At 40.4% G+C, this 23,987-nt stretch carries 27 protein-coding genes and 1 other RNA gene; 4 read left to right on the top strand and 24 right to left on the bottom strand.

Going from position 1 to position 23,987, the window contains the following annotated elements; translation table 11 throughout:
• Nucleotides 1–40: 40 nt before the first annotated feature.
• From MUO15_RS03115 to MUO15_RS03060, 12 genes are all read right to left on the bottom strand, one after another.
• Complete coding sequence (locus MUO15_RS03115; protein WP_245033322.1) at nt 41–3,160, bottom strand: AAA family ATPase; 3,120 nt, start codon at nt 3,158–3,160, stop codon at nt 41–43.
• A 2-nt stretch (nt 3,161–3,162) separates the two neighbouring features.
• Nucleotides 3,163–4,317, bottom strand: coding sequence for an exonuclease SbcCD subunit D (locus tag MUO15_RS03110; RefSeq protein WP_245033321.1), 1,155 nt, complete (start codon nt 4,315–4,317; stop codon nt 3,163–3,165).
• Nucleotides 4,318–4,429: 112 nt separating this feature from the next.
• Complete coding sequence (locus tag MUO15_RS03105) at nt 4,430–4,651, bottom strand: YozE family protein (RefSeq protein WP_245033320.1); 222 nt, start codon at nt 4,649–4,651, stop codon at nt 4,430–4,432.
• Nucleotides 4,652–4,770: 119 nt separating this feature from the next.
• A complete protein-coding gene (gene tatC / locus MUO15_RS03100; RefSeq protein ID WP_245033319.1) occupies nt 4,771–5,520 on the bottom strand; it encodes a twin-arginine translocase subunit TatC in 750 nt (249 codons plus the stop codon).
• A gap of 78 nt (nt 5,521–5,598) precedes the next feature.
• Nucleotides 5,599–5,781: a twin-arginine translocase TatA/TatE family subunit gene (tatA, locus tag MUO15_RS03095; protein WP_245033318.1), complete on the bottom strand. Its 183-nt coding sequence runs from the start codon at nt 5,779–5,781 to the stop codon at nt 5,599–5,601.
• A 23-nt stretch (nt 5,782–5,804) separates the two neighbouring features.
• The gene (gene tatA, locus MUO15_RS03090) at nt 5,805–6,020 is read right to left on the bottom strand and encodes a twin-arginine translocase TatA/TatE family subunit (protein WP_245033317.1); all 216 of its coding nucleotides are present in this window, start codon (nt 6,018–6,020) and stop codon (nt 5,805–5,807) included.
• Nucleotides 6,021–6,340: 320 nt separating this feature from the next.
• The gene (mobA, locus tag MUO15_RS03085; protein WP_245033316.1) at nt 6,341–6,784 is read right to left on the bottom strand and encodes a molybdenum cofactor guanylyltransferase; all 444 of its coding nucleotides are present in this window, start codon (nt 6,782–6,784) and stop codon (nt 6,341–6,343) included.
• Nucleotides 6,784–7,278, bottom strand: a complete 495-nt coding sequence (locus MUO15_RS03080; protein WP_245033315.1) for a dihydrofolate reductase — start codon at nt 7,276–7,278, stop codon at nt 6,784–6,786. Before MUO15_RS03080 ends, mobA begins: the two co-directional genes overlap by 1 nt.
• 161 nt (nt 7,279–7,439) lie before the next feature.
• The gene (locus tag MUO15_RS03075; RefSeq protein WP_245033314.1) at nt 7,440–8,399 is read right to left on the bottom strand and encodes a thymidylate synthase; all 960 of its coding nucleotides are present in this window, start codon (nt 8,397–8,399) and stop codon (nt 7,440–7,442) included.
• Between the two features lie 31 nt (nt 8,400–8,430).
• Nucleotides 8,431–9,021: an HD domain-containing protein gene (locus MUO15_RS03070; RefSeq protein ID WP_245033313.1), complete on the bottom strand. Its 591-nt coding sequence runs from the start codon at nt 9,019–9,021 to the stop codon at nt 8,431–8,433.
• A 15-nt stretch (nt 9,022–9,036) separates the two neighbouring features.
• Complete coding sequence (locus tag MUO15_RS03065) at nt 9,037–9,891, bottom strand: DUF72 domain-containing protein (RefSeq protein WP_245033312.1); 855 nt, start codon at nt 9,889–9,891, stop codon at nt 9,037–9,039.
• 141 nt (nt 9,892–10,032) lie between these two features.
• On the bottom strand, nt 10,033–11,703 hold the full coding sequence (locus tag MUO15_RS03060) for a formate--tetrahydrofolate ligase (protein WP_245033311.1): 1,671 nt from the start codon (nt 11,701–11,703) through the stop codon (nt 10,033–10,035).
• 305 nt (nt 11,704–12,008) lie between these two features.
• Here MUO15_RS03060 and MUO15_RS03055 point away from each other — a divergent pair, with 305 nt between their 5' ends.
• Nucleotides 12,009–12,209: a cold-shock protein gene (locus tag MUO15_RS03055; protein WP_245033310.1), complete on the top strand. Its 201-nt coding sequence runs from the start codon at nt 12,009–12,011 to the stop codon at nt 12,207–12,209.
• 264 nt (nt 12,210–12,473) lie between these two features.
• The gene (locus MUO15_RS03050) at nt 12,474–12,869 is read left to right on the top strand and encodes a ribonuclease HI family protein (protein ID WP_318036188.1); all 396 of its coding nucleotides are present in this window, start codon (nt 12,474–12,476) and stop codon (nt 12,867–12,869) included.
• Here MUO15_RS03050 and MUO15_RS03045 read toward each other — a convergent pair whose 3' ends face one another.
• The 5 genes from MUO15_RS03045 to MUO15_RS03025 form a co-directional block, all read right to left on the bottom strand.
• A complete protein-coding gene (locus MUO15_RS03045) occupies nt 12,870–13,181 on the bottom strand; it encodes a DUF6123 family protein (protein ID WP_245033308.1) in 312 nt (103 codons plus the stop codon).
• Nucleotides 13,182–13,314: 133 nt separating this feature from the next.
• Nucleotides 13,315–13,458 carry a hypothetical protein gene (locus MUO15_RS03040; RefSeq protein ID WP_245033307.1) on the bottom strand — a complete coding sequence of 48 codons (144 nt, stop codon included), beginning with the start codon at nt 13,456–13,458 and terminating at the stop codon, nt 13,315–13,317.
• An 88-nt stretch (nt 13,459–13,546) separates the two neighbouring features.
• Nucleotides 13,547–14,047, bottom strand: coding sequence for an isoprenylcysteine carboxyl methyltransferase family protein (locus tag MUO15_RS03035; protein ID WP_245033306.1), 501 nt, complete (start codon nt 14,045–14,047; stop codon nt 13,547–13,549).
• Between the two features lies 1 nt (nt 14,048).
• Complete coding sequence (locus MUO15_RS03030) at nt 14,049–15,134, bottom strand: type III polyketide synthase (RefSeq protein WP_245033305.1); 1,086 nt, start codon at nt 15,132–15,134, stop codon at nt 14,049–14,051.
• A 71-nt stretch (nt 15,135–15,205) separates the two neighbouring features.
• Nucleotides 15,206–15,973, bottom strand: a complete 768-nt coding sequence (locus tag MUO15_RS03025) for an SDR family NAD(P)-dependent oxidoreductase (protein ID WP_245033304.1) — start codon at nt 15,971–15,973, stop codon at nt 15,206–15,208.
• Nucleotides 15,974–16,089: 116 nt separating this feature from the next.
• Between MUO15_RS03025 and MUO15_RS03020 the strand changes: the two genes are divergently transcribed.
• Nucleotides 16,090–16,635, top strand: coding sequence for a hypothetical protein (locus MUO15_RS03020; RefSeq protein ID WP_245033303.1), 546 nt, complete (start codon nt 16,090–16,092; stop codon nt 16,633–16,635).
• A gap of 67 nt (nt 16,636–16,702) precedes the next feature.
• On the opposite strand, the gene MUO15_RS03015 is transcribed toward MUO15_RS03020, so the two are convergent.
• The 6 genes from MUO15_RS03015 to MUO15_RS02990 form a co-directional block, all read right to left on the bottom strand.
• Entirely contained in the window at nt 16,703–18,169 is a 1,467-nt protein-coding gene (locus tag MUO15_RS03015) for a carboxypeptidase M32 (RefSeq protein WP_305853288.1), read from the bottom strand.
• Between the two features lie 39 nt (nt 18,170–18,208).
• Nucleotides 18,209–19,348, bottom strand: a complete 1,140-nt coding sequence (locus MUO15_RS03010; RefSeq protein ID WP_245033301.1) for a THUMP domain-containing class I SAM-dependent RNA methyltransferase — start codon at nt 19,346–19,348, stop codon at nt 18,209–18,211.
• Between the two features lie 264 nt (nt 19,349–19,612).
• Nucleotides 19,613–19,994: RNase P RNA component class B (gene rnpB, locus MUO15_RS03005), an RNA gene on the bottom strand.
• A 93-nt stretch (nt 19,995–20,087) separates the two neighbouring features.
• Nucleotides 20,088–20,411 carry a cell division regulator GpsB gene (gene gpsB / locus MUO15_RS03000; RefSeq protein ID WP_245033300.1) on the bottom strand — a complete coding sequence of 108 codons (324 nt, stop codon included), beginning with the start codon at nt 20,409–20,411 and terminating at the stop codon, nt 20,088–20,090.
• Between the two features lie 84 nt (nt 20,412–20,495).
• Nucleotides 20,496–21,059 (bottom strand): SLOG family protein, encoded by a 564-nt coding sequence (locus MUO15_RS02995; RefSeq protein ID WP_245033299.1) that lies wholly within the window; start codon nt 21,057–21,059, stop codon nt 20,496–20,498.
• Nucleotides 21,060–21,159: 100 nt separating this feature from the next.
• Nucleotides 21,160–21,504, bottom strand: coding sequence for a CotD family spore coat protein (locus MUO15_RS02990; protein WP_245033298.1), 345 nt, complete (start codon nt 21,502–21,504; stop codon nt 21,160–21,162).
• 273 nt (nt 21,505–21,777) lie between these two features.
• Here MUO15_RS02990 and MUO15_RS02985 point away from each other — a divergent pair, with 273 nt between their 5' ends.
• Complete coding sequence (locus tag MUO15_RS02985; protein WP_245029576.1) at nt 21,778–23,439, top strand: IS1182 family transposase; 1,662 nt, start codon at nt 21,778–21,780, stop codon at nt 23,437–23,439.
• Nucleotides 23,440–23,491: 52 nt separating this feature from the next.
• On the opposite strand, the gene MUO15_RS02980 is transcribed toward MUO15_RS02985, so the two are convergent.
• Complete coding sequence (locus MUO15_RS02980) at nt 23,492–23,899, bottom strand: cytidine deaminase (RefSeq protein WP_245033297.1); 408 nt, start codon at nt 23,897–23,899, stop codon at nt 23,492–23,494.
• Nucleotides 23,900–23,987: the final 88 nt, after the last annotated feature.

The following is a 23,987-nucleotide window of genomic DNA, read 5'->3' as shown; positions in this document are numbered from 1 at the left end:
AGCTTGAAGTGGCAGACCTGTCACGTGTCTTGAGTGCTTTTCATTGAAAGTTGAACTGCACAGTTGAACCTTCAACTCCTGTGTGAATATGAAGCTTAGCAGGAATCTCCTCCTTCAACTGCGGCACATGGGAAATAATGCCGAGTATCCGGTTTCCATCTTGTAATCCTCTTAGACAGTTGATGGCTTGTTCAAGCGACAGTTCATCTAACGTGCCGAAACCTTCGTCAATAAACAGTGTATCCAGTTGTACCCCGCCTGCATGGGACTGGACAACATCAGCCATCCCTAGCGCTAAACTTAAACTGGCTTTAAATCCTTCTCCCCCTGATAACGTTTTAACAGATCGCCGCTGACCTGTATGATGGTCGATCACCTCCAAATCTAACCCGCTTTGGGCACCTTTTTTAGCGATTTCATCACTCCTTATCAACTGATAACGATGGTCACTCATTTGATCTAAACGTAAATTTGCCTGTATTAAAATTTCGTCTAAATACGATGCAAGTACATAACGCTCCAAGGAAAGCCTTAAATGGTTATTCCCTTTTGCAAGATTGGCAAGTTCAGCTAGATCATAATATTGCTTGGCTCTATCACGTTGACCCTCAAGCAATACCTGCATATTCCCGTGCAGATCCTTGTTTTGCTTGTAGGTGATTTCCAATTCATTCAAGATTTGTTGATTTGCTTGGACTTGTTGCTTTTTATACTGCCACGTTTGATAAAGCTCATCAAGTTGTGGCCTTTCCTGGTCTGACAGCCGATTGGTTACTTCCTTCATTCTCTGCTCAACAATGGCTAGTCGCTGATGATAGTGATTGAGTTTCTGATCGAGAGAATCGACCTCTTCCTTAGGCAGTAGTGCATTTTTATAGTCGTCAACGGATTGAAAATGAAATTGGTCGAGCGTTTGATTAAATTGTTGTTGTTTGTCAGTTAGTAAGCTTTGCGCTTTTTGGACAAATTGTTCGACTTGTTTTTCTTCCGTAATTGATTCTTGCAGCATTTGTTCAATTTTTTGGTAATTCCTATGAATCGCTTCCCATTCTTCCAAAGCTTTCTTGTATTGATTCTCGCTCTTCGAAACAAGGCGATCCATTTGGTTACGGTCCACTGTATCAAACGTATAGGTCTGCTTCATTTGATCAAATTGTGATGAAAAACCAACTCGCTTTTGCAGTAAGAAATTATACTGTTTATTGTGTTCCTCTTCTTCTTTGACAACATGATTGACTTGTTCCTCAAGTGAAGCAAGTTGTTCTGCAGCTTCTTGTATAGAAACAAGCCGCTTATCAAGCTCAGCTAATTTTTGTTCTTTGTCCTGTAGCTGTTCAGTTACATAAGCATACGCTTTGTCAATCGCTTGAGTTGACTGCTCTTCCATTTGTGGCTCAAACGATGTGAAAAGGGTCTCAACCAGTTGCTTTTGTGACTCTCCTTCCGCCTTTAGGGTCAACAGTTGTTCCTGCTTTTCTTGAAAGGTCTGGTCCATTGATTCATAAGCCGTTTTAAGTTGATCGATGGCTTCAGCACTTTGTACTCCTGGTGGTTTCGTCGCTAAGGATGGATGCTCATGGGCCCCACATACAGGGCAAGCCTCTTCATCATTCAATACAACAGCTAAATGGTAAGCATGATGTTGCTTTAATTCATCAACTGCTGTATCGTAATTGTCCTTTGCAAACTTTCGCTTTTCTTTTATTTCCGTAAAGGTTTTTGCTAAAGTTTGATAACGAGAGCGCAAGTTGTGCAACTTATTCCACTCATCCTTAAGGGTGATTACATCCTTCTTTCGACGTTTAAGATCATCAACTCTCTCTTTATGACGGTATTTGTCAGCTGTTGTTTCTCTTTCACTAGCTGACTTCTTTGTCAGCTCCTGCTTTTGTTTTTCTAATTTTTCCTTCTTCCCTTTTATTTCATCAAGTTTACTTTTCTCTTGAGCCACTAGCTTATCGTATTTATCTACTTCATTTTCTAAACTGATAAGCTCATCTAGTTTTTCCCTCATCTCTTGCTTCCGTTTCCATTGTTCCTTCAACTGCTCTCTCTGTGATTCGTTCTCCACCTCATGTTGGTAACTAGCGGCCGTTTCCTTAAAACTTTGTTGTAGTTGGTCCTTTATTTTCTCTTTTTCTTGCTGGTCTTCGGTAAGCTTTCTATATTCAGATTGACGGTCCTCTACTTGTCGCTCGTAAGGCAGAACTTCAAGCGCTTGTTTAGCAGCTTTCACTTTTTGTTCCAAAGCTTGAAAGGACTGTTTTTGGCTGCTCAGCTCTCTGTTCTCCTTTTGTAATACTTCTTGTTCTTTAAATAATTCCTCAATGGCTTTCGCCTCATGGTACTGCTCTTGGGCTTGATCAGTTTGTTTCACTAGGGCTTGTACCTGTGTAGATTGCTCTCCCTTTTCCTTTTGCTGTGTGCTAAGTCGTGTGTGTAAACGCTCAAGGATGTGATCCGGATCTTCACTTTTCGAGTCAGCAGCTTGCTCTTCTCCCCAATCAATACGATTCACGGCCTGATCAATTTTCCATTGAAACCGTTCAATTTCTTTTTCTAGGGACCTTGAAGATTCCTTAAAATAATCGGTTAGCTGTGCAAAAAAGTGGGTCCTGAAGATACGTTGTAAGATCTCTTCCCGCTCTTTACTATTCTCAGAAATTAACTTTCTAAATTCGCCTTGAGGGATCATGATCATCTTGCGGAACTGCTCATAATCTAAACTTAACAACTGCTCTATATGGTCATTGACTTCCTTAATTTTCGAAGCTAGTAATTGTTCGTTACCGTTAGGAAGGATCATAAACAGTTCAGCTCTTGTTGGCTCATCTTTAAAGCCTTCTCCTCGCTCCTTTTTCCTCACTTGTTTCGGCATACGAACAACCCTGTATTCTTTTCCCCGCAGACGAAAATGGAAATTGACATAGGTTGTTTCATTCGGTTCAGAGAAGTGACTTCGCAAAGTATCCTGATCCCGATCTGTTCCACTGGCCCTACCGTAGAGAGCAAAACACATGGCATCAAAGATCGTTGTTTTCCCCGCCCCAGTCGGTCCCGTAATTAAGAATATAGATTCTTCGCCAAGCTCGGTGAAATCAATGACTTGTTTCTTCTTATAGGGGCCAAACGCATTCATCGTTAGCGTTAATGCTTTCATCGTTACTGCCCCCTTTCTTTCTGTTTCAATGTTTCAATGGCTTCTTTAACAAGTTTTTGACGATGATCAGGAATAGTGTCATCCTTAATATCTTGATAAAAGGAAGCGAATAAAGTATCAGGAGATAATTGCTGACGTTCCTTCATTTTACCGGCATCTTCGAGTTTCGAAGGGTTAGCTGAAGGCATACGTTCAAGATGCAATATATTGGGATACACCTTTCTTAGTTTCCCCATCGGGTCTATTAGTTGCCCATCATCTAGTAAACGCACATAGAGATAGCTCTCCTGATTGCCAGCAGATTTTCCCTGCAATAATTCATCAAAATAGCCTTCGATTCGTTCGAAATCACGCTTAGGATAAAGAGGGACTCTATTGATTTCTGTCTCCCCTTCTCCATCGACATCCACAACGGTGACAGATTTGTTATGATTCACTTCAGAAAAAGAATACTTCAAAATCGAACCACTATAGCGAATATTTTCCTTTCCTACCTTTTGAGATTGATGCAGATGCCCTAAGGCAACATACGTAAACGACTCAAACAGCTTCGCATCAATATAAGGGCTGCCTCCAATCATCGACAGTCGCTCTTCAGACTCAGACTCCATCCCCCCCGCTAAAAAAGCATGGCCAATCCAAATATGGCGTTCATCCATGCTGTATTTTTCTTTAATGTGAGCAATAAGCTTTGCTGCTGCCTGTTGATGGGAGCGTATCTCATGATCATCAAACATATAGGCAACTTCCGCAGGTTCAACATAAGGTATCAAATGAAAATGGATTGGTCCGTAGTGATCATGAATGGTCACAGCTTGATAATCTTTCGTAAGCTTTGTATCAAGATATAGCTCCTGCCTTCTAAATAACTGTGATCCAAATTCCAACCTATCTGGACTGTCATGGTTGCCGGAAATGGCCAGCACAGGAATATTGAAATCATTAATGAGCGAAGTGAACGTATCATTCAACAATTCGACGGCCTGTTTAGGAGGAATAGCACGATCATATAAATCACCCGCAATGATGATCACGTCAGGCTGTTGTTGTTCAACGATGGTTAGGAATTGTTCAAGAATATACTGCTGATCTTCAGTCATATACACATTATTAACAATTTTACCTAAATGCCAATCTGCTGTATGTAAGATTTTCACGAGTACCCCTGCTTTCTTTCATAGGTTGATAGATTATTAAGTACTATTATACAAGATGATAAAAAACTTGAAAAAATAAAAGATACCCCGTGAGCGAGATACCTTTTAAAAACTATCCGTTTTCTTCTATCTGATAAGCATCGTATAAGCGGTCAAATACCGCTAACGCATTCGTAAAGGGGATATTCCATTCCAGATAGCTGCTTAATTCATGATAGGAGGTAGCTTGCTTAGGAAAGCTGTGATCCTCAAACATCCAATCGGCCAGCTGTTTTTCATCGTCTGCCTGTTTATTCCCCCGATAACGCATCATATAATGATAAAATGATCTCATATCCCTCTCTCCTTTCATTAATCCTTTGATTATGTTTTATCACGTTCGCCCTATATAAGCAAAACATATCTTGAAACAAAAGGGACTCTCCTTAAACAGAGAGTCCCCGTATCCTCGTATTATTCATCCATAAACTCTTGATGTGCCTTCATCTTCCTCCGAAAAACAATCCTGGATAAAACAATACTCACTTCATACAAAATGATTAACGGGATAGCAACGACCAGCTGCAGCACAAAGTCAGGCGGAGAAATCATCGTTCCAATAATAATTAGAACAAAATAAGCATATTTTCTAACTTTAACGAGCCATTCCGGATTGACGATTCCTAAGCTCGTGAGAAACATTATGATGATAGGTATTTCAAAAAGAAGAGCAAAAGGAATCGTTACCCGAAAAACGAATTTAAAATAGCGCTCGACTGTAAACAATTCATTAAACATCCCATCATTTAACGATAATAGAAATGGCAGGATAAGTTGTACAAATACCGTATAGCCAAAACTTAGTCCGGCTAAGAAAAGTAAAAAAACAGCTGGTATGTAAGCTAAAGAAACTTTTCGCTCCTTAGGCGTAAGGGCGGGTTTTACAAATAACCAAAGTTGAAGACTTAGCATGGGCAATGTGGCGACAAGTGCAACCAGACTGGCCATCGTAAAAAAGATCCAAATAATTTCGCCGGGACTTGTCATATTAAGTTCAAACGGAATATCTTTTTGAAAAAAACTATAAATTTCTCTAACGTAAATAAACCCTAATATAAAGAAGAGGATAAACGTCGCCAATGTCCATATAATTCGCTTTCTCAATTCACTTAAATGGTCAGTCACGTTCATCTCTATATCTTTACTATTATATTCATCGGACATCTCTTCACCTCCAGGCTGTCTACTGCCTGACACAAATAAGATGTAAGGGTGTTAATCCCTTACATCTTGCTGTTTTATTTACTTTTTATCCTCTTTTTTTGACTCTTGATCGTCACTCATCATGTCCCCGGTCGCTTTCTTAAATTCTTTAAGTGAGCTGCCAAAAGCCTTCCCGATTTCAGGAAGTTTTGATGGTCCAAAAATAACTAGAGCAATAATTAAAATCAAAATGAGACCTGGCACACCAATGTTAGATAGCATGTATATCACTCCCAGTATAACGATTAATCATTTTTCTTAGAATCTTTATCATTGATTATATTGTTTGCTTCAGAAACTTCTTCTTTCACATCTCCGGTTAAATCACTGGCAGATTTTTTAAACTCTTTTAATGTTTGTCCGGTTGCTTTTCCGATCTCAGGAAGCTTCTTCGGACCAAAGACCACAAGAGCAACGAGTAATATAAGTATTAACCCAGGAATCCCTATACTTGAGAGCATGAGGTTCACCGTCCTTCTTGAATAAGTAAAACTTTTCTATGAACATTATGCTATGAAATCTACAGGTTGGATAGTAAAGCTACGGCCTACGATAAACGTGTTAAGCTAGCAAGCTTGCTCTTATCATATCATGATCTATACGAAATGTCTTTCCAGTTACTGATATTTTCTAAAAAGAGTATTGGCCTGCTCATACTCACCCAATGTATTCATATTAAAAAAGTGGTCGTTCAATCGTTCCACCGGTATAGAATGGAAACTCGATACATACTGCACATCGATTTGGTCCAACAACGAGCGCATACTTCTTTTTTCTTCATTTAGAAGCTGTTCAATAATAGGAAGAAGATTTCTGTGGTAAATCGCTGATAGCGGCTGGATCCTCCCCCATGTACTGGAACAATGGCACTCGTCTCGTTTGATCGCTTATCTAGGAGAAGGCGCAGAACATCCTCTTGAATAAAAGGAGTGTCACAGGCTGACAGCAAGACAGCAGGCTCTTTCGTATTTTTTAAAACAGCATGCAAACCCGCAAGTGGTCCGGCATCCGAATATTCGTCACGAATATATTCGACTCTTGGTACGATTTTGGTGAGCGGTTGATTTCGATTGACGACAACATGATCACATACTTGCTCCATGACATTCATAATACGTTCCAGGACAGTCTGCCCACCTATAGGAAGGACAGCTTTGTCTGTTCCCATTCTTGTTGAACCGCCGCCAGCAAGAATCGCACCACAAATTGGTTTGATAACATTCATTATGCTCTCACACGATCATAAATTCTAAAATAATAATCGTAAGGGTTTTTTTCATTTTTAATCCCCTTAGTTTCCTCAACGAGCCGCCAGTCCGCTTCCTCGAAGGCGGGAAAATAAGCATCTCCTTCAAAGACATGCTCAATATACGTCATATACATCCGATCTGCATAGGGAAGCATAGCTTCAAACAAAACACCACCACCTATCACAAACCATTCCTTTTCAGGGTATGTTTGGTTAAGCTTAATAATCTCATCAATGGAATGAATAATCTCACAGCTCTCTACTTCATACTCTTCATCCGACGTAAGTATGATATGCTTTCTCTCAGGAAGAGGCTTACCAAAAGATTCAAATGTCTTTCTCCCCATAATGATCGTATGTCCCCAAGTTGTTTCTTTGAAAAATTTAAAATCGTTTGGAATATGCCAAGGTAAATCATTATTTTTGCCGATTAATTGATTCTTATCCATTGCAAACACAAAAGAAATCATATATCCACTCCTCAAATTTATGGCGATAGGAAGCACAGGACCGGCCGATACTAGTCGAATTTCTATTTTAACTAGGGTGTTGAAACTATCCCTACTCCGAACTTAGTTCGAACACCCTCTATGCCCGGTTTTAAATGGACTCTCTCCTGCCTGTTTTAAAATTACACAGCTACAGGAGCTTTTATACCTGGGTGGGGATCATATCCCTCTAGCTGGATATCCTCCATATTAAAGTCAAAAACACTGGTTTTTTCACTCGTAAGGTGAACTTTTGGTAACGGCAGCGGATCACGCGTAAGTTGCTTATGAATTTGGTCGATATGATTGCTATAAATATGAGCGTCCCCCAAGGTATGAATAAACTCTCCCACCTCAAGATCGCATTCATGTGCAATTAAATAGGTCAGCAATGCATAGCTTGCAATATTAAAAGGCACACCTAGGAAAATATCTGCACTTCTTTGATAAAGCTGGCAAGACAGACGCCCGTCTGCTACGTAAAATTGGAACATCGTATGACATGGAGGCAGCGCCATATTTGATGGCACATCCTCAGGGTTCCAAGCTGTGACCATATGCCTTCTCGAATCGGGATTTTTCTTGATATTTTCAATCACATCAGCCAACTGATCAATCGTATCCCCTCTTGATGTTTTCCAATCACGCCATTGCTTACCATATACGGCCCCTAGATTCCCGAAGCGTTCACTAAAGTTATCATCTTCCAGAATCCGTTGCTTAAAAGCGTTCATCTCTTTGTCATACAATGATTTAAACTCAGGGTCAACTTGGCTGCGTCTTCCGAAATCCGTCATGTCTGGGCCTTGATATTCCTCACTTGTTACATATGATTCAAAAGCCCATTCATTCCAAATATTATTGTTATACTGCAATAAATAACGAATGTTTGTGTCGCCATTAATAAACCAAAGTAATTCACTGACTACCAGGCGGAAAGGGACCTTTTTTGTTGTTAGTAAAGGAAACCCCTCCTGTAAATTAAATTTCATTTGATAGCCGAAGGTGGAATATGTTCCTGTCCCTGTCCGATCTTCTTTTTTCGTGCCGTTGTTTAGTACATATCTACATAAATCCAAATAATTTGCTTCGTTCTGACTCATTTTCGTTCCCCCTATAATGATCAACCTTATTCTATATGTTCCACTCATATGAAAAACGCTCCAAATACTCAACGATGAATTGATGACGTTTTTCAGCTTCTCTCCTGGCACTAGACGTATGTATCAAGGCAGTTATTTTTAAAAGCTTATCGTGGAAATGTTGAATAGATGTGGCTGTTTCTATTTGTTCTCTATGAATGAGCTGACCATGAGCTCCACCGTAAGCAAATGTTCTTGCAATACCAATTGCCCCGACGGCATCAAGTCTGTCAGCATCTTGGACAATTTTCCCCTCCAACGTCTTAGGTATTGTGCCTTTAGAGAAGGATACGTCTTCCATTGCAATTTTAATTTGGTTGCAGGACGCTTCATTTATCCCCTGCTCACTGAGAAAACACAGCACGTTTTCCTTAGCTTCCTTTGGATTAGCAAATAGCTTTGCATCACCTATATCGTGCAACCAGCCGGCCACTTCACATATAAATGGGTCAGCCCCCTCCCTTTCAGCAATCAATCGTGCCCAGCGCGCTACTCTTTCCATATGATAATAATCATGTCCTGTTGGATCATTGTCAAAATGCTCGTGAACATAATTTTGTATGGATGCTAACAAACTACTCATTCTTATAGAACACCTCTAAAACTGGAATAAATCCATTTGTCTTGGATTTAAATCAGTATATTTTATATTTAACAACTCTTGAAATTGCTTGGCGTTATCTGCAGCATCCCCTCCAGAATTGTTATTAAATAATGCCGTTATATGAGGTGTTTTCTTTTCAAGTGCAAGGATTCTGTCTTTCCATTCAGTTAATTCCTGTTCATTATAGCGATAAAGAAAACGTACTTTTCTCCAGTCTTTCCGGCCATTCTTATTCCAACCATGTATATTTCTACCGTGGAAACGGATCAGTGTTTTAGATGGATGAGTCGGTTCAGCTACTAATGGAACGGACCCTTCGCCGGCCTGAGGTTCATCACAGATCGTGTGGATCCACTGATAGTCACGCATAAAAGTTAATGTTTGCTCTCTATATTGCGGATCAAACCACGTCCGATTTCTAAACTCCAATGCAAGCGGATAAGGTTCAAGCCACTCTTTAAGCAAGCGTAATTTTTTAATGTGCTCTTTACGGACATCAAACCAGGGAGGAAATTGAAAGAGTAAGGCATTCACTTGACCGGCTTCAGCGACAGGCTGAATAGATTCTTCATAACGCTTCACAAGATCTTTAGCCTCTTGAATTGTTCTAGTTTCACGATCATGCCCCGTCAACTGTTGGAATGCTTTAATAACAAAAGAAAAACGCTCAGGTGTCTGGCTCAGCCATTTCTGATAATGTTTTACCGGCTGGATCGCGTAAAAAGCTGTATCAACTTCAACAACCGGGAAGTGGGATGCATAGCTTGCCAGCTTATCCTCAGGTTTTGTATGATCTGAATACAAAGAAGAATGATCTCCCCAACCAGTCAATCCGATTTGAATGCTCAACTGTTTTCCTCCTCCCTCTTTTCTATTGTCTAGCTGCAAAAGGCAAACTTTCGCCCCCTCTTCACTTTTCTATACAAATTGTATCAAAAAAAAGCCCCTCTGACGACAAAATGTTCTGAGGAGCAATGGGTTTGAGATGGTTTAAAATAATCCTGTGATCACACCATCTTCTGTTACATCCATATTTAATGCGGCCGGCTTTTTCGGCAGTCCGGGCATTGTCATGACATCACCTGTTAATGCTACAATAAAACCAGCCCCTACTGAAGCACGTAATTCACGAACAGTAACCGTAAACCCTTCTGGACGCCCCAATAACGCAGGATCATCAGATAATGAGTATTGCGTTTTAGCCATACATATGGGCAGTTTATGATGACCCTCTCTTTCTAACTGTTTTAACTGTTTTTTAGCGGCAGATGAAAATTCCACACGCTCCCCACCATATACCTTAGTCACGATCTTATAGATTTTCTCCTCAATTGAATCATCAAGATCATAGGTGTAAGATAGCGCACCAGTTTTTTTCTCACAGCTCTCGATCACTTTCTGTGCTAGCTCTATTCCGCCTTCACCACCTTGTGAGAATACATCAACCAGGGCCACTTCCGCTCCCTCTTGTTTACACCAGTCCTTAAGAAAATTAATCTCTTCCTCTGTATCTGTCGGGAATTTGTTAATCGCAACAACATAAGGTAAGTTAAATTGGTCAATTGTTTCTATATGTTTTTTTAAATTTGTCATTCCTTGTTTTAATGCGTCCAGGTCTTCCTTTGTCAGCTGATTCCTGTTAACTCCTCCATGCAATTTTAAGGCCCTGATCGTAGCAACGATGACAACTGTATCGGGTTCGAAATATCCGGCTCTTGTCTTGATGTCTAAAAACTTTTCAGCGCCAAGATCTGCTCCAAATCCAGCTTCAGTAACTACATAATCTCCTAATTTGGCCGCAATCTTTGTAGCCATAACACTATTACACCCATGAGCGATATTAGCAAACGGACCCCCATGAATAATAGCAGGTGTATTTTCCAATGTCTGAACGAGATTCGGTTTAAACGCATCTTTCAACAGCAATGTTAATGCACCTTCAAACCCGAGTTGGTGTACCGTGACAGGTTCTTTATCATATGTATAACCGATGACAATCCTTGCTAATCTTGCTTTTAAGTCCTGAAGATCGTTCGCCAAACAAAGAACGGCCATGATTTCAGAAGCTACTGTTATATTAAAACCATCTTCTCTCGGAACCCCTTTTGCAGGCCCGCCAAGACCTACATTTACTTGCCTCAGTGCTCTATCATTAATATCTAATACCCGCTTCCATTCCACTCTTCTCGGGTCGATCTGCAGTTCATTTCCATGATGGATGTGGTTGTCTATAAAGGCTGATAATGCATTGTTAGCCGTTGTGATCGCGTGAATATCGCCAGTGAAATGGAGGTTGATTTCCTGCATCGGAACAACCTGTGAGTAACCACCGCCTGCTGCACCTCCCTTTATTCCCATTGTGGGACCAAGGGATGGTTCTCTTAAAGCGATTATGGCATGTTTATTCAAACGATTCAAAGCTTGGCCTAAACCAACGGTGACGGTTGATTTTCCTTCCCCAGCTGATGTTGGGTTGATCGAAGTCGTCAAAATTACTTTCCCCTCAGACCTTGACGAAAGTTTATCAAGTAAATTGTCCGAGAGTTTTGCTTTATAATGGCCATACGGTTCAAAATCTTCGGCTGTTAACGATAGTTGTGAAGCAATGTCACCAATAGGCAGCATGTCTGCTTCTAAAGCAATTTCAATGTCTGTCTTCATATATAGTTCCCCTTCCCATTCCTGAATTAACTATAGTATAACTTACAGCCGGGAACACTTAGTGAAAAATTCTAAAAATAGTAAAAGTTTAAATTTTCTTTCAATTGTACTGTTTCATATTGACTAAAAAAAATAGATACGATATATTATTTTATAAGCAAATAAGATAACGGAATGATAAAGGACATGACACTCCCATAGACCTACATTGGATTTTATTATTCCATTGGTCTGTGGGCTTTTTGTGTCTATCTTATTTGTAATTCCCACGTTTTACGTGCAAGATTTTAGGAGGATAATGAGCTATGGAAAATGGTACAGTAAAGTGGTTTAATGCAGAAAAAGGCTACGGATTTATTCAAGTTGAAGGTGGAGACGATGTATTTGTTCACTTCTCTGCCATTCAAGAAGAAGGTTTTAAGTCTCTTGAGGAGGGTCAAACAGTTACTTTTGAAATTGTAGAAGGCGATCGTGGACCTCAAGCTGCAAATGTTGTAAAAGAATAAATATAACCAAAGCGCCAATCTTAAGAAGGTTGGTGCTTTTTTTATTGAATTTGAAGCTGACTCATCGTATAATTTATGGCTATTGAAGTATATATTTATAGGCGTGATGGAGGAAATAAGGTGAGTAATGAGTGGTTATGTCCTCATTAATTTTAGTTTATTATTAGAGATCTACAGGTTGTTTGGAAAGCCTGATTTATTTGTCGGCATGATGTCCCCTGTCATCGCAAACATACGGGTTGTTATAATGAATCTGACCAGGAGGTGAGAGAGTTGATCGAAGTGTATACTGATGCATCTACTGTAGGGAATCCCGGTCCAAGTGCTGCCGGTATTTATATTAAACAAAATAAACAACAGTATGAATACAGTTACTTCCTTGGTGAACATACCAATCATGAGGCTGAATTCTTGGCTGTGATCCGAGCGCTGGAAATATGTAAACAAAAATTCCCTGGTGAAATTCTATCGATACGGTCTGATTCACAGGTCGTCGTAACAACTGTTGATAAAAGTTACACAAACAATCCTGCCTTTGTGCCGCTTCTTAATCAAATTCTCACCCTTCATGATTCCTTTTCGTTCGTTTTTTATAAGTGGATTCCAGATAAGGCAAATAAAAATGCAGACCGCCTGGCGCGCTCTGCACTTAAAAGATAACTATTCGAGAATTCCAGTTGGATTCGTTTTTTTAATCGAAGAATCTAAACCGCGTTTTTCTAAAGCGCGATAGGCTGATTTCTTTGTTGTAATGGCTGAAGATGATAGATGCTCAAGCACACTGATGTAAAAGCTAGGATCGAAAGTCTGCTGAAACTTCAGTGTCTCTTTTATGGCAAGCATCACCTTCCATTCCTCAACATTCGTTGAATTCCTTCCAACATAGATGAAGTGTACATCCTCATCAGAAAGCTTAAAGCCTTTTGACCACAAATCTTCTAAGTAATAAGCTAATGATTCATTTTGCTTCATGATTCGCTCCTTGTTACTATATTACTCCCTTGCCATATCCTGCGACATCCGTCGACAAATTTTGATTATCATTAGTATAACAAAAAAAGCCAGGTTCATGTCACCTGACCGAAATAGATTGTTTGTATGATGTTCAGTTTTGAAGCACGTCTTTTTTTGTTTGGAGCTTAAGAACGTCTACCACCGATTTGGCCGATGTTAGCCCAAGTTTAGCTAATACCCATACCATCAAACTTGTATAGATGGCTACAACAAGTAAAATGAACAAAATCACCATATGCTCGTCTCCTAATTGATAATGATTTTCATTAATAATTAGAGTATAGCAGAGAGCTAACAGGTAATCAATATATCAGCTGAAATTTTCAGAACTTTCCGTGAAGCGCTCTCTCCTCAGCAGGTATTCTGACAGCCAAAACGAGGAGATGAAGAATAGGAAAAACCACAGCAGTTATATAAGCATGAAACATAAGAGGGATGATGGATAGTTCAAAAAAAACTATGAGGTAGTTTGGATGCTTTACATACTTATAAGGACCTTTAGAAATGAGTGGATCATTTGGAATGACAATAATCCGAGTGTTCCACCGCCTCCCCAAACTCACAATGCACCACACCCTGATAACCTGCAAGCAAAGAAAGAGAATAAAAGCAACCGGAAAGATCCATTCTATATAAACATTAGAAACTTGCCATTCATAGATGATCGCTAAAAAAAACAACGTGTGCAGAATAATAAATAGAGGATAATGACCTGTTTCATATTCTACTCCGCCATTAGCAAGCATCCATTTCTTATTAGAACGAGCTAAGACCAGTTCAGCTAATCTTTGCATAACGATCAGAGCAAATAACAAACCAAGCATATTAAGACCACTCCAAACTGACAAGCTCTGAAGTAAACCCTGGCCCTAAAGAAGCCATAATGGACCGAGTTTTCCGCTTAGGTTTACTTCTCATTGCTTGATCGAGAACAAAATGAACGGTCGGTGATGACATGTTCCCATGATCCCTAAGAATATTTCTTGAAAAGGTTAAAGCGGATTCAGGTACACTCAACACTTCTTCATAAGCTTCAAGCACTTTTTTGCCCCCAGGATGTGCAACAAGAAATGGCAACTCATCAACGGTCCAGCCAACAGACAAAAGAAAATCTTTTATATGACCACTCCAAAAATGACGCACTAAATTTGGGATGCTCTTGTTAAATACAACTTCAAACCCTGTATCAACGACTTTCCACCCCATCACTGATTGACTATGCGGCTTAGTTTTTGTACTTATGTGTTCTACTTTAGGAACGGCTGAAGTTTGATGCTTAAGTAAGTGGGAATTCTCGCCTGCCATCAAGACAGCGGAAGCCCCATCACCAAATAAAGCCGTTCCTACAAAATTACTAATACTCGCGTCATCCAGTTGAAAAGTTAAACTGCAAAGTTCCACACATACGATAAGAACATTGCTTTCAGGTGCACCTTTAAGGTATTCGTGTGCCTTAGCTATCCCACTCGTTCCTCCTGCACAACCGAGTCCAAAGATCGGTGTACGCTTGACCGTATCTTTACAGCCCAATTTATCGATTAGATAGGTATCAAGCGTAGGAGTCGCAATTCCAGTGGAAGAAATAAAGATTATATGATCGACGGATTGAGCCGGTATAGAATTTGAGAGAAATTCAGGATTACTCAAACACTTCCTTATCGCCTGCTCACAGTAATCGACAGCGCACGTTTGATATAAATCATTACGTTCCTTTAGTGAGTGAGTTTGTTGATACCAGGACAGAGAGCTAGAGAATTGCCGTTCTTTAATATGAGCATGCTCAAAAATTGGCATTAATCTCTTTTTCTCATGTGCTTTTAGGGGAAAAACATAATTAACCAGTTTTTGAATTTCTGACTGAGAATAACAATTTTCTGCTGTCTGGGTACTCGTAGATAATATGTAAGACATAGGTACACCTCTTTTATAACAGTATGCCCATAACTACAGGTATTTATAATAAGATAGTCTCTTTCCTATCCTCAAAACCCGTAAATTGTCATTCCTCCATCTACAAATAAGGTTTGGCCTGTCATATAGTTCCCTGCTTCTGATGCCAAAAAAACTGCCGCACCAGTAATTTCTTCAAGCTTTCCTATTCTTTTCAATGGTGTACGATCTAATATATCCGCTACGTAGTCTTCATTTTTTAATAACTGTTCTGTTAACGCCGTTTCAAAATACCAAGGTCCAATTGCATTCACATTAATCTGATAGGGGCCCCACTCTAATGCTAGGTTTTTCGTCATCTGAATCAGAGAACTTTTCGTCATGGCATAAACTACGCCAGTACGTAATGCTGTATGACCACCCACGGAAGAGATATTGATAATTTTCCCTCTCTTTACTTCCTTCATTGTTTTAGCTGCATATTGAGCTAAAAAGAAAGCACTCTTCATATTGGTTGAAACAATTGTTTCCCACTCTTCTTCTGTCACATTTTCCGCCAGACTCCGGATATTCATCCCCGCATTGTTTACCCAAATATCAATCGGTCGTCCAGCACGGAGTTTGTCTACTTCCTCTGTGATTAGTTGGTATTGATTTACGTCAGCTTGTACAGACCAAACTCGTTGACCGTAAGCCTCAATTTCGTTTTTTGTACTTTCCAGATCTTCTTTATTCCTGGCAATAATGATGACATCTGCCCCTGATTGTGCATAGGATAACGCAATCGCCCTCCCTATGCCTTTCGTTGCTCCTGTGACTACGGCTAATTGACTGTCTAATCTGAAATTAGGTAAATACATAGCGGCCTCCTAAGACTGAATTTTCATTATATTGTAACATTTATTCAAAATCTTTACATTTTCAACCGTTCCTATTACACTAGTTTTTGTAAAGTTTTGCAAAAGGGGGAAATAAGATGAAAAAATGGTTACTAGCATTCGGTTTAACAACGGTTCTTGCACTAGCTGGTTGTGGAAGCTCATCATCTGAAGAAGCAAGCAAATCAAATGGGGAAGAGAAAAGCAGCCAAGAAAAAAGCTCTGATGAGAAAGCAGTAAAAAAAGAAATACTTAACGCACAAATGAACATGGCGAGTACGTTCAGACCCAATCACTCTAAAATAGCTGCGTATCAAACAGCTGTAGGTGAGGAAGAGCCAGATGCGGAAGCAATTAAAACCGCAGGTGAAAAGGCTAAAACAGCAGCGGAAAAAGCATCTGAACAAGCTGCCAACTATGAAATAAAAGCAGATCTTCCTGAGGATATTACAACAAAGTATAAGGAAGCATTACCTTCCCTTCAAGCATACTACGACGAAGCAGGGAAAGCACTTGAAGCCGATCTAGAAAATGCCGACTTTTCAGCAGCTAATGAGAAGTTTAAAGAGTTCCAGTCAATAGTTGATTCTGTATATGAAAACGCAGGTCTTCTTACAACAGACCTAATGAAAGAATTCTCTTAATGTATGTAGCCCAGCTGTTTTTAACAGCTGGGCTTTTTAATGCTACAAACAGCACCCAGCCAGGTCCCTAAAACTTGTAAATACCTTTATACTTATTTGTTAAATAGGTTACTAAATAATCAGGGTTCAAGCCTTCTCCCGTAACATCGTTCAAAATTTCAAGGGGTTTTTTTATCTTGCCAAACTGGTGAATGTGTTTAGTAAGCCAGCCTTGTATTTGCTTGAAGTTCCCTTTTTGAATGACTTCATTAAAATTAAGATCCTGCTCCATCGTATGTTGGAATTGTGCCGCATACATATATCCTAACGCGTAAGATGGGAAATAACCAAAATCGCCGCCAGACCAGTGAATATCCTGAAGCACTCCTTCAGCATCGTTCGCAGGTGTTACTCCAAGATAGTCTTCCATTTTCTCATTCCATAGCTGTGGTAAATCCTTCACTTCTATTTCCCCGCCAATTAAAGCTTTTTCAAGCTCATAACGAACCATAATATGAAGACAATACGTTAGTTCATCCGCTTCAATACGAATCATCGACGGTTTCACTTCATTAACTGCCTTGTAAAAATCATCGAGAGCTAGAGCTTCAAACCGTTCAGGTGCATGGCTTTGAAACAGCTCATAATGGTTTTCCCAAAATGGTCTGCTTCTGGAAACAAAATTCTCCCAGAATAATGACTGTGATTCATGAATCCCCATTGAAGTGCCTGTAGCCAGAGGGGTAAACGCTAATTTAGGATCAATATTTTGTTCATAAAGGGCATGACCACCTTCATGAATGGTCCCAAAAACAGCTGTCCGAAAATCTTTTTCATCATATTTCGTCGTTACGCGCACATCGTTTCGATTCAAACCAATAGCAAAAGGATGAATTGTTTCATCCAACCGCCCTGCATTGAAGTCGTAGCCCATACGCTGTAAGATTTCATAACTGAATTCTTCTTGCATGTCCTTAGGAAAATGTCCTTCCAGCAAAGAAGGATCAGGCTGCACGGGTGCCTGTTTGATTTGTTCTAACAGTTCCGTTAATGATTTACGGACTTTTGGAAACACTTGATCGAGTATTTCAACCGTAACTCCGGGCTCGTAATTGTGAAGCAGGGCATCATATTTGTGTTTGTCATAACCCCAGTATTCTGCAAAGCGACGATTATAAGCAACGAGCTCCTCTAAGTACGGTTGGAAACTCTTAAAATCATTGTTTTCCTTCGCCTCAGCCCACATTGATTCTGCTTTCGATTGCAGGGTTACATAGGCTTTGTACTCTGATGTTGGAATTTTAGCTGTTCGCTCATACGTTTCCTTCGCTTCCTCAACTGCCTTTTGGACAATCGGGTTTGCTGCCTTGCCTTCAAGGTCATCTAAATAGGTTTTCATTTCCTGAGACGTCTGAATTTCATGTACTTTCTGGGAAAGCACTCCCAGCACCTCAGATCTTGTTTCGACCGCTTTTTTTGGTGCCTTTGTTCTCATATCCCATGCCATTAAGCCGATTGCTTCCTCGTAGGATGATTGTTCTTTTAATAAATTCATAAACTTCTGTTCTGTCGACTGGCTCAAATTCGCATCCCCCTATTTCACGTGTTTTCCGAAATACTGGTAGTAATCGGTTTTAATGAAACCATTGAAGAGTTTACGTTTTTTGGTGGCTTTTTCTCCGTAAAGCAATTCGAATTTTTCATGGGAGGTTAATATATACGTGCTCCACGATGGATAATCCCTCATAATCATACCTAGGTCGCGATACATCTCCTCTACTTCCGGCCGCTCACCCATTCGCTCTCCATAGGGAGGATTTGACACAAGATAGCCATTCTCCTGCCTTGGCCGTAAATCTTTCACTTGCATCTGCTTCCACTGTACGAGATCGCCAAGACCCGCTTCGACCGCATTGTTTTCAGCAATTTTGATCATGTCATGGCTGATGTCCGAGCCCGTAATCGTTAAAGGTTGATCATACTGGGCAAAATCCTCCGCCTCTTCGAAAGCTTGATCCCAGTGATTTTGCTCTATAAAACCCCAATTTTCTGAAGCAAATTCACGATTGAAACCTGGAGCGATATTTTGTCCAATCAAGGCTGCTTCAATGGCAATTGTGCCCGATCCACAAAAAGGATCAACAAAGGGCTGATCTGGATGCCAGTTAGTGACTTGAATAAGAGCTGCAGCAAGGGTTTCTTTTAAAGGGGCTTCCCCTTGTCCCACGCGATAGCCTCTTTTGTGCAAACCGCTCCCTGAAGTATCGAGTGTGAGCAATGCCTCATCTTTATGTATAGCGACTTCAACTCGATAAAAATCATCACCGGATTCTTTCAAAATAGACGCGACGCCGTATTTTTGTTTCAAACGTTCAACAATCGCCTTCTTCACAATTGATTGACAATCGGGTACGCTATAGAGCTTCGACTTCACCGATTTTCCTATCACAGGGAATTCACCTTCTTCGGTGATAAACGTTTCCCATGGCAATGCTTTTGTTTTTTCAAATAGTTCATCAAAGCTATAGGCTTTAAACCTACCGACTACCAATTTTACTCGGTCAGCAGTCCGAAGCCATAAATTAGTACGGGGAATCGCTGATACTGGAGCTGTAAACACTACTCTTCCGTTTTCTACTTGCACATCTTCATAGCCTAATGCACGAACTTCTCGTGCAACAATCGCTTCTAATCCCATAGCAGCTGTAGCAATCAAGGTTACATTTTGTGGCATGATGATCCTCCTAATACCGAGTGTTCAAAAAGTTTCCAAATTAGAAACAAGAAGTTCGAGGCGCGAAAGTTTTGAGGACCGCAAGCCGTATGCCTTTCATACGTGAGGACCGGAAAAACCGAGCAACGAAGAAATTCGCCGTTTATCATTGGGTGACTTTTTGAACAACCTCTATTATCGATAAAAATAAAACACCCTTCCATCAAAGCGATCAGGCTTAAGTAGAAGGGTGTTATAACATGTTGAATCAATGACCTTTGAATACTCTGTAAGCCATGTTCTGTTCCATCGTACTACAAACGGCGGTCAACCTCGTACTCCGGTGGTAACCATCTATCTGCCGCATAACGCGACCTCTTATCGGGTTGAATTCCCTTCAAAAAGTGCCCCTACCTTAATTTGGGTTGCTCGCTCGCGGGGTTTACCTCGTTCCACCCAGAATATTTCTATTCTGGCTCCGTCACTGTGGCACTTTCAAGGTAGCAATACCCTATCCCCTAAGGGACGTAGGTATCTTCCCTGCCGTTAACTTAAAAGTTACCCTGACTTATGGTTTCGTCAGGCACGAACACTACAAGCATCTCAGCTTGTGCGAGCATGGACTTTCCTCTGTATCACAGATGCAATACAGCGATTACCCGAGTATTCAAATGTGCATTTTAAGCGTAACTCGTTTAATAGTCACGTTCTATTATCATAGCAAAAAGAACGTGCCATGTCACCAGGTAAATATATACACTTACTCTTCTGCATATTTTTTCCCAAATACAGCTTTTTCTAAATTAGAAACTCTTTTTAAAATATCGTAATTTACCTGATGATTATGATTGGCCGTCTGAGTTTGCCTTGACCGCTGGGCAGGTGCCGCCTCTCGAGAAGGAGCTTTTTTTAAACGATCATTTTCATTGCCCAGTCTTTCGATCTCTTTATTAAATGCTTCATAATCCTGGATGACTAAATCCAAGAACTCGTCCACCTCTTCTTGATTATACCCTCTCATGGACGTTTTAAAATCTTTTTCTAAAATTGTCTTCCCATCTAAATGAAATTTCTCTTCGCTCATTACTCTCACCTCTGTTCAGCACATTACCTATATTTTTTCAAAAGCTGGCTCGATTGTCAATTTAATCCGTTCCCCATAAAACGATTATTGCTCCCAAAAATCGTGGTGAGACATTCGAATTTCCTCAACGGTTTCATCCAAATCACTGGGTGTTATGTATAAAATATCATAAGTGTGATGCTCCTGAAAGGTTTTAACCAGTTTTAAAAAATATTGTGGAGTACCTGGAGTATCTTCATCATACAGCAACAGACAACCATCCGAATGTTCGATAAGAAATTGATCCTTCGCTCGGAATTGGTAGGGTCCTTCATATTCTTTGTTATAGATTGGTTTATAGAAATCAGCAAGCTCAGTTATCTCTTCATACACAAGCTTCAATTGATCCGGCCATTTCGACTGCTGGTTTTGAAAGGGAGGAATGACACCAAGCTGGATAGGATAGTCATTCTTAAGATCTAGCACGACTTCTGCTGTCCAGAGTTCAACACCCATTTGCCCAGAAAGAATGATCCATTCAAGACCTTCTTCAATAAGGGAAATCAACCTTTTCCTTATCGTTTCTTTAACAAACTCCACTTTAGCATCATCATGCTTGAAAATTCCCATTTCCATTGGTTTATATCCTGTTACGACGATTGTTTTCATGTTCATCACTCTCCATCTTCATTGTATGATAGTTGACCATACATTACATCCCCCCTTTATATCGATAAAAACAGCCACTAAATGGTTAGTGGCTGTTCATTTATTCATCTTGCCAATTAAATGGCATCGGAAACTGCTGCATTGGGTTCATTTGACCCTGCGGCATTTCCATAGGCATTTGATTCATTTGTTGGTCCATCCAGTTGTACCCTTGGGGTTCGACTCCTTGCGGCATATAATGATTTTCAACATTATAATCATTGGTGTAGGAAACGGTGTGTGGGAAATAGTGATAATTATTTAGCAAATGATGGTTTTGAATGGTTAGATGTGATGGGTGTATATGATCCATATTTTCAACAAAATAATTGTCCTGCACGCAATGTTGAACGGGGTAAACGATCGGACGATGTCTCATTGGCGGACAATGATGATGATCGTACATTAATGACTCACTCCCTCTTTTTCTTTTCCTTATCAGCCTATGTCACAAATACGAAGATTGTACTAGGCAAAACCCCAATATCAACTATTTCTCGCCAAAAAGAGGGTGGGACAAAACCCAGTCTCCTAAACGAAGAGTAGCCCGCCGAACAAAGTTTTTGTTCGGCGGGCTACTCTTTTATTTTAATCTAAATAAATTCTATTTTGAAAACAAAATAAGGACACACTCTGATAAAATTATAGTTACCACACAATAACCATCGGAGGTGTCCTTATGTTTAAACAGTATAACATGAATCAAGTGATTTTGCCCCTGGATTTAGAAATGAAACTCCAAGAAAATGATATCGCCTATGCCGTCCACGATCTAGTCGAACAGATTCCAAACGAAGCCTTCGCTGCTTTCTTACGGAAGACGGGCTGTCCGGCTTACCATCCCCGAATGATGATGAAAATCATTGTATGCGCCTACACGCAATCGGTTTTCTCCGGAAGGAAAATCGAAGCGCTTCTCCAAGATAGTGTCCGCATGATGTGGTTAGCTCAAGGTTATGAACCGAGCTATCGAACCATTAATCGATTCCGTGTCCACCCCGACGTGCAAGCCCTCCTCCGTGAGTGCTTTGTCCAGTTCCGTTGCCAACTTGTTCAGGAAGAGTTGATTGATGACGAAGCGATTTTCATCGATGGAACCAAGATTGAAGCCAATGCCAATAAGTTTACATTTGTCTGGCGTAAGGCTGTGGAAAATTACAACGCCAATCTGATCGAAAAGTCCAACCGCATGTATGATGAATTGGTTGAAAAGGAAATCATCCCAGAAATCGTACGGGAAAATCCGGAAGAATTATCGGTCAAAGAGCTTACAGATATAGCTGAAAGGTTGGAAGAAAAGGTCGAAGAATGGAGCCAGAAAATCGAAGAGAGCGAAGAAGTGAGCGAACGGAAACAACTTCGTTCCGAGCGCAAAGAGCCAAAGCAATCCCATAAACAGTTTCAGGATTTTGCGGCGCGCAAGCAGAAATACGAAAGCGACACGGAAATCTTTGGAGAACGAAACAGTTATTCCAAGACCGACCATGACGCCACGTTTATGCGAATGAAAGATGATTATATGAAGAACGGGCAACTGAAAGCCGGTTATAATATACAGGTGGCGACCGAAGGCCAATATGCGCTCGCTTATGATGTTTTTCCGAACCCAACGGATACGCGCACGTTCCTTCCTTTCCTGGATCACATCGAACAACACTTCTTTGAACTACCCGATCATCTTGTCGCCGATAGTGGGTATGGAAGCGAAGAAAATTATGAAGAAGTCCAGGAGAATCGCAAGCGCACGCCATTGATCACGTACAATACGTACCGCAAAGAGAAGAAGAAAAGTTTTAAAAAGAAGGCATTTCATTCAGCCAATTGGGAGTACAGCGAAGAAGATGATGCATTCATTTGTCCGAACGGAAAACAACTGACGTTCCGGTATTTTTCCCACAAGACTGATCGTTATGGCTTTGTCCGGAAGTTTAAGGTGTACGAGTGTGAAGACTGTTCCGGTTGCCCTCTCCGTAGTCAATGTACCAAGGCTAAAGAAGGCAACAATCGCAAGATCTATTACAATGAAAAATGGGAAGAACAAAAACATATGGTCAGAGAACTGCTTTCAGAAGAGAAAATGGGCGAACTTTATGGTAAACGTAAAGTCGATGTAGAACCATTTTTTGGATTTCTGAAGGCTAATTTGCGTTTCACTCGAATGTCCGTAAGGGGTCAGGAGAGTGTGAAGAATGAATTAGGATTTGCCTTCATGGCGGTGAACTTGAGAAAGTACACCGCTCAAAGGCAGCAGAGTAAGGCCAATAACTTTCCTCATTCAATAAAAAAAGGTTCCGATCATCAAAAACCGATGATCGGAACCTTTTTTATTATTTCAGGCTAGTTATGTCCCAGCCCCTTTTTGGATGGGAAATTTGTTGTTAACTTTTCTAGGTTTATTTTGTTTCTTCAGGTAAATCATTTGAGGAAAAGGAGAATGGCAGCAACTCAGCTGTCGTCATCGTCTTCGTGACCCCGTGAAGATTCGTTGTATGGACGAGTAGGTCCGGTGCGAAAAACTCACTCATGACCTGACGGCAAGAGCCACATGGTGGAACAGGTCGATCTGTATCAGCAACAACGACCATTTCCTTAAACTTATAGTGACCATCAGCAATAGCTTTAAAAATCGCCACCCGCTCCGCACAACAGGTTACAGGATAAGCTGCATTCTCAATATTGCAACCCGTGTACAATGTTCCATCATTTGTTAATAAGGCCGCCCCGACTTTAAATTTAGAATAGGGTACATAAGCTCGTTCTCTAATTGTTTTGGCTTCTTGAATTAAATTTTCTTTATCCACTCGGCTTCCCTCCCTCATATTGGGAAGATTATTATAAAAGAAAGCATCATTTTTGTAAAGCGGTTTCATTCAGGAGCCGTACCTCCAT

Source organism: Halobacillus amylolyticus (assembly GCF_022921115.1).
Taxonomy (GTDB): Bacteria; Bacillota; Bacilli; order Bacillales; family Halobacillaceae; genus Halobacillus_A; species Halobacillus_A amylolyticus.
The sequence above is the reverse complement of the archived record's forward strand: the minus strand, read 5'-3'. Positions and strand labels throughout refer to the sequence as shown.

Bases quoted from the DNA above. Each gene is read 5' to 3' on its own strand.
- MUO15_RS03105 (WP_245033320.1), bottom strand. From the start codon at position 4,651: ATGAGATCATTTTATCATTATATGATGCGTTATCGGGGGAATAAACAG.
- tatA (WP_245033317.1), bottom strand. From the start codon at position 6,020: ATGCTCTCAAGTATAGGGATTCCTGGGTTAATACTTATATTACTCGTT.
- MUO15_RS03015 (WP_305853288.1), bottom strand. From the start codon at position 18,169: ATGAATTTATTAAAAGAACAATCATCCTACGAGGAAGCAATCGGCTTA.
- MUO15_RS03035 (WP_245033306.1), bottom strand. From the start codon at position 14,047: ATGCTTGGTTTGTTATTTGCTCTGATCGTTATGCAAAGATTAGCTGAA.
- MUO15_RS03030 (WP_245033305.1), bottom strand. From the start codon at position 15,134: ATGTCTTACATATTATCTACGAGTACCCAGACAGCAGAAAATTGTTAT.
- MUO15_RS03040 (WP_245033307.1), bottom strand. From the start codon at position 13,458: ATGGTGATTTTGTTCATTTTACTTGTTGTAGCCATCTATACAAGTTTG.
- MUO15_RS03115 (WP_245033322.1), bottom strand. From the start codon at position 3,160: ATGAAAGCATTAACGCTAACGATGAATGCGTTTGGCCCCTATAAGAAG.
- MUO15_RS02985 (WP_245029576.1), top strand. From the start codon at position 21,778: ATGTTTAAACAGTATAACATGAATCAAGTGATTTTGCCCCTGGATTTA.
- MUO15_RS03010 (WP_245033301.1), bottom strand. From the start codon at position 19,348: ATGCCACAAAATGTAACCTTGATTGCTACAGCTGCTATGGGATTAGAA.
- tatC (WP_245033319.1), bottom strand. From the start codon at position 5,520: ATGTCCGATGAATATAATAGTAAAGATATAGAGATGAACGTGACTGAC.
- MUO15_RS03075 (WP_245033314.1), bottom strand. From the start codon at position 8,399: ATGAGTCAGAACGAAGCAAATTATTTGGATTTATGTAGATATGTACTA.
- MUO15_RS02990 (WP_245033298.1), bottom strand. From the start codon at position 21,504: ATGTACGATCATCATCATTGTCCGCCAATGAGACATCGTCCGATCGTT.
- gpsB (WP_245033300.1), bottom strand. From the start codon at position 20,411: ATGAGCGAAGAGAAATTTCATTTAGATGGGAAGACAATTTTAGAAAAA.
- mobA (WP_245033316.1), bottom strand. From the start codon at position 6,784: ATGAATGTTATCAAACCAATTTGTGGTGCGATTCTTGCTGGCGGCGGT.
- MUO15_RS02995 (WP_245033299.1), bottom strand. From the start codon at position 21,059: ATGAAAACAATCGTCGTAACAGGATATAAACCAATGGAAATGGGAATT.
- MUO15_RS03025 (WP_245033304.1), bottom strand. From the start codon at position 15,973: ATGTATTTACCTAATTTCAGATTAGACAGTCAATTAGCCGTAGTCACA.
- MUO15_RS03080 (WP_245033315.1), bottom strand. From the start codon at position 7,278: ATGATTTCTTTTGTGTTTGCAATGGATAAGAATCAATTAATCGGCAAA.
- MUO15_RS03070 (WP_245033313.1), bottom strand. From the start codon at position 9,021: ATGAGTAGTTTGTTAGCATCCATACAAAATTATGTTCACGAGCATTTT.
- MUO15_RS03060 (WP_245033311.1), bottom strand. From the start codon at position 11,703: ATGAAGACAGACATTGAAATTGCTTTAGAAGCAGACATGCTGCCTATT.
- MUO15_RS03055 (WP_245033310.1), top strand. From the start codon at position 12,009: ATGGAAAATGGTACAGTAAAGTGGTTTAATGCAGAAAAAGGCTACGGA.
- MUO15_RS03020 (WP_245033303.1), top strand. From the start codon at position 16,090: ATGAAAAAATGGTTACTAGCATTCGGTTTAACAACGGTTCTTGCACTA.
- tatA (WP_245033318.1), bottom strand. From the start codon at position 5,781: ATGCTATCTAACATTGGTGTGCCAGGTCTCATTTTGATTTTAATTATT.
- MUO15_RS03045 (WP_245033308.1), bottom strand. From the start codon at position 13,181: ATGAAGCAAAATGAATCATTAGCTTATTACTTAGAAGATTTGTGGTCA.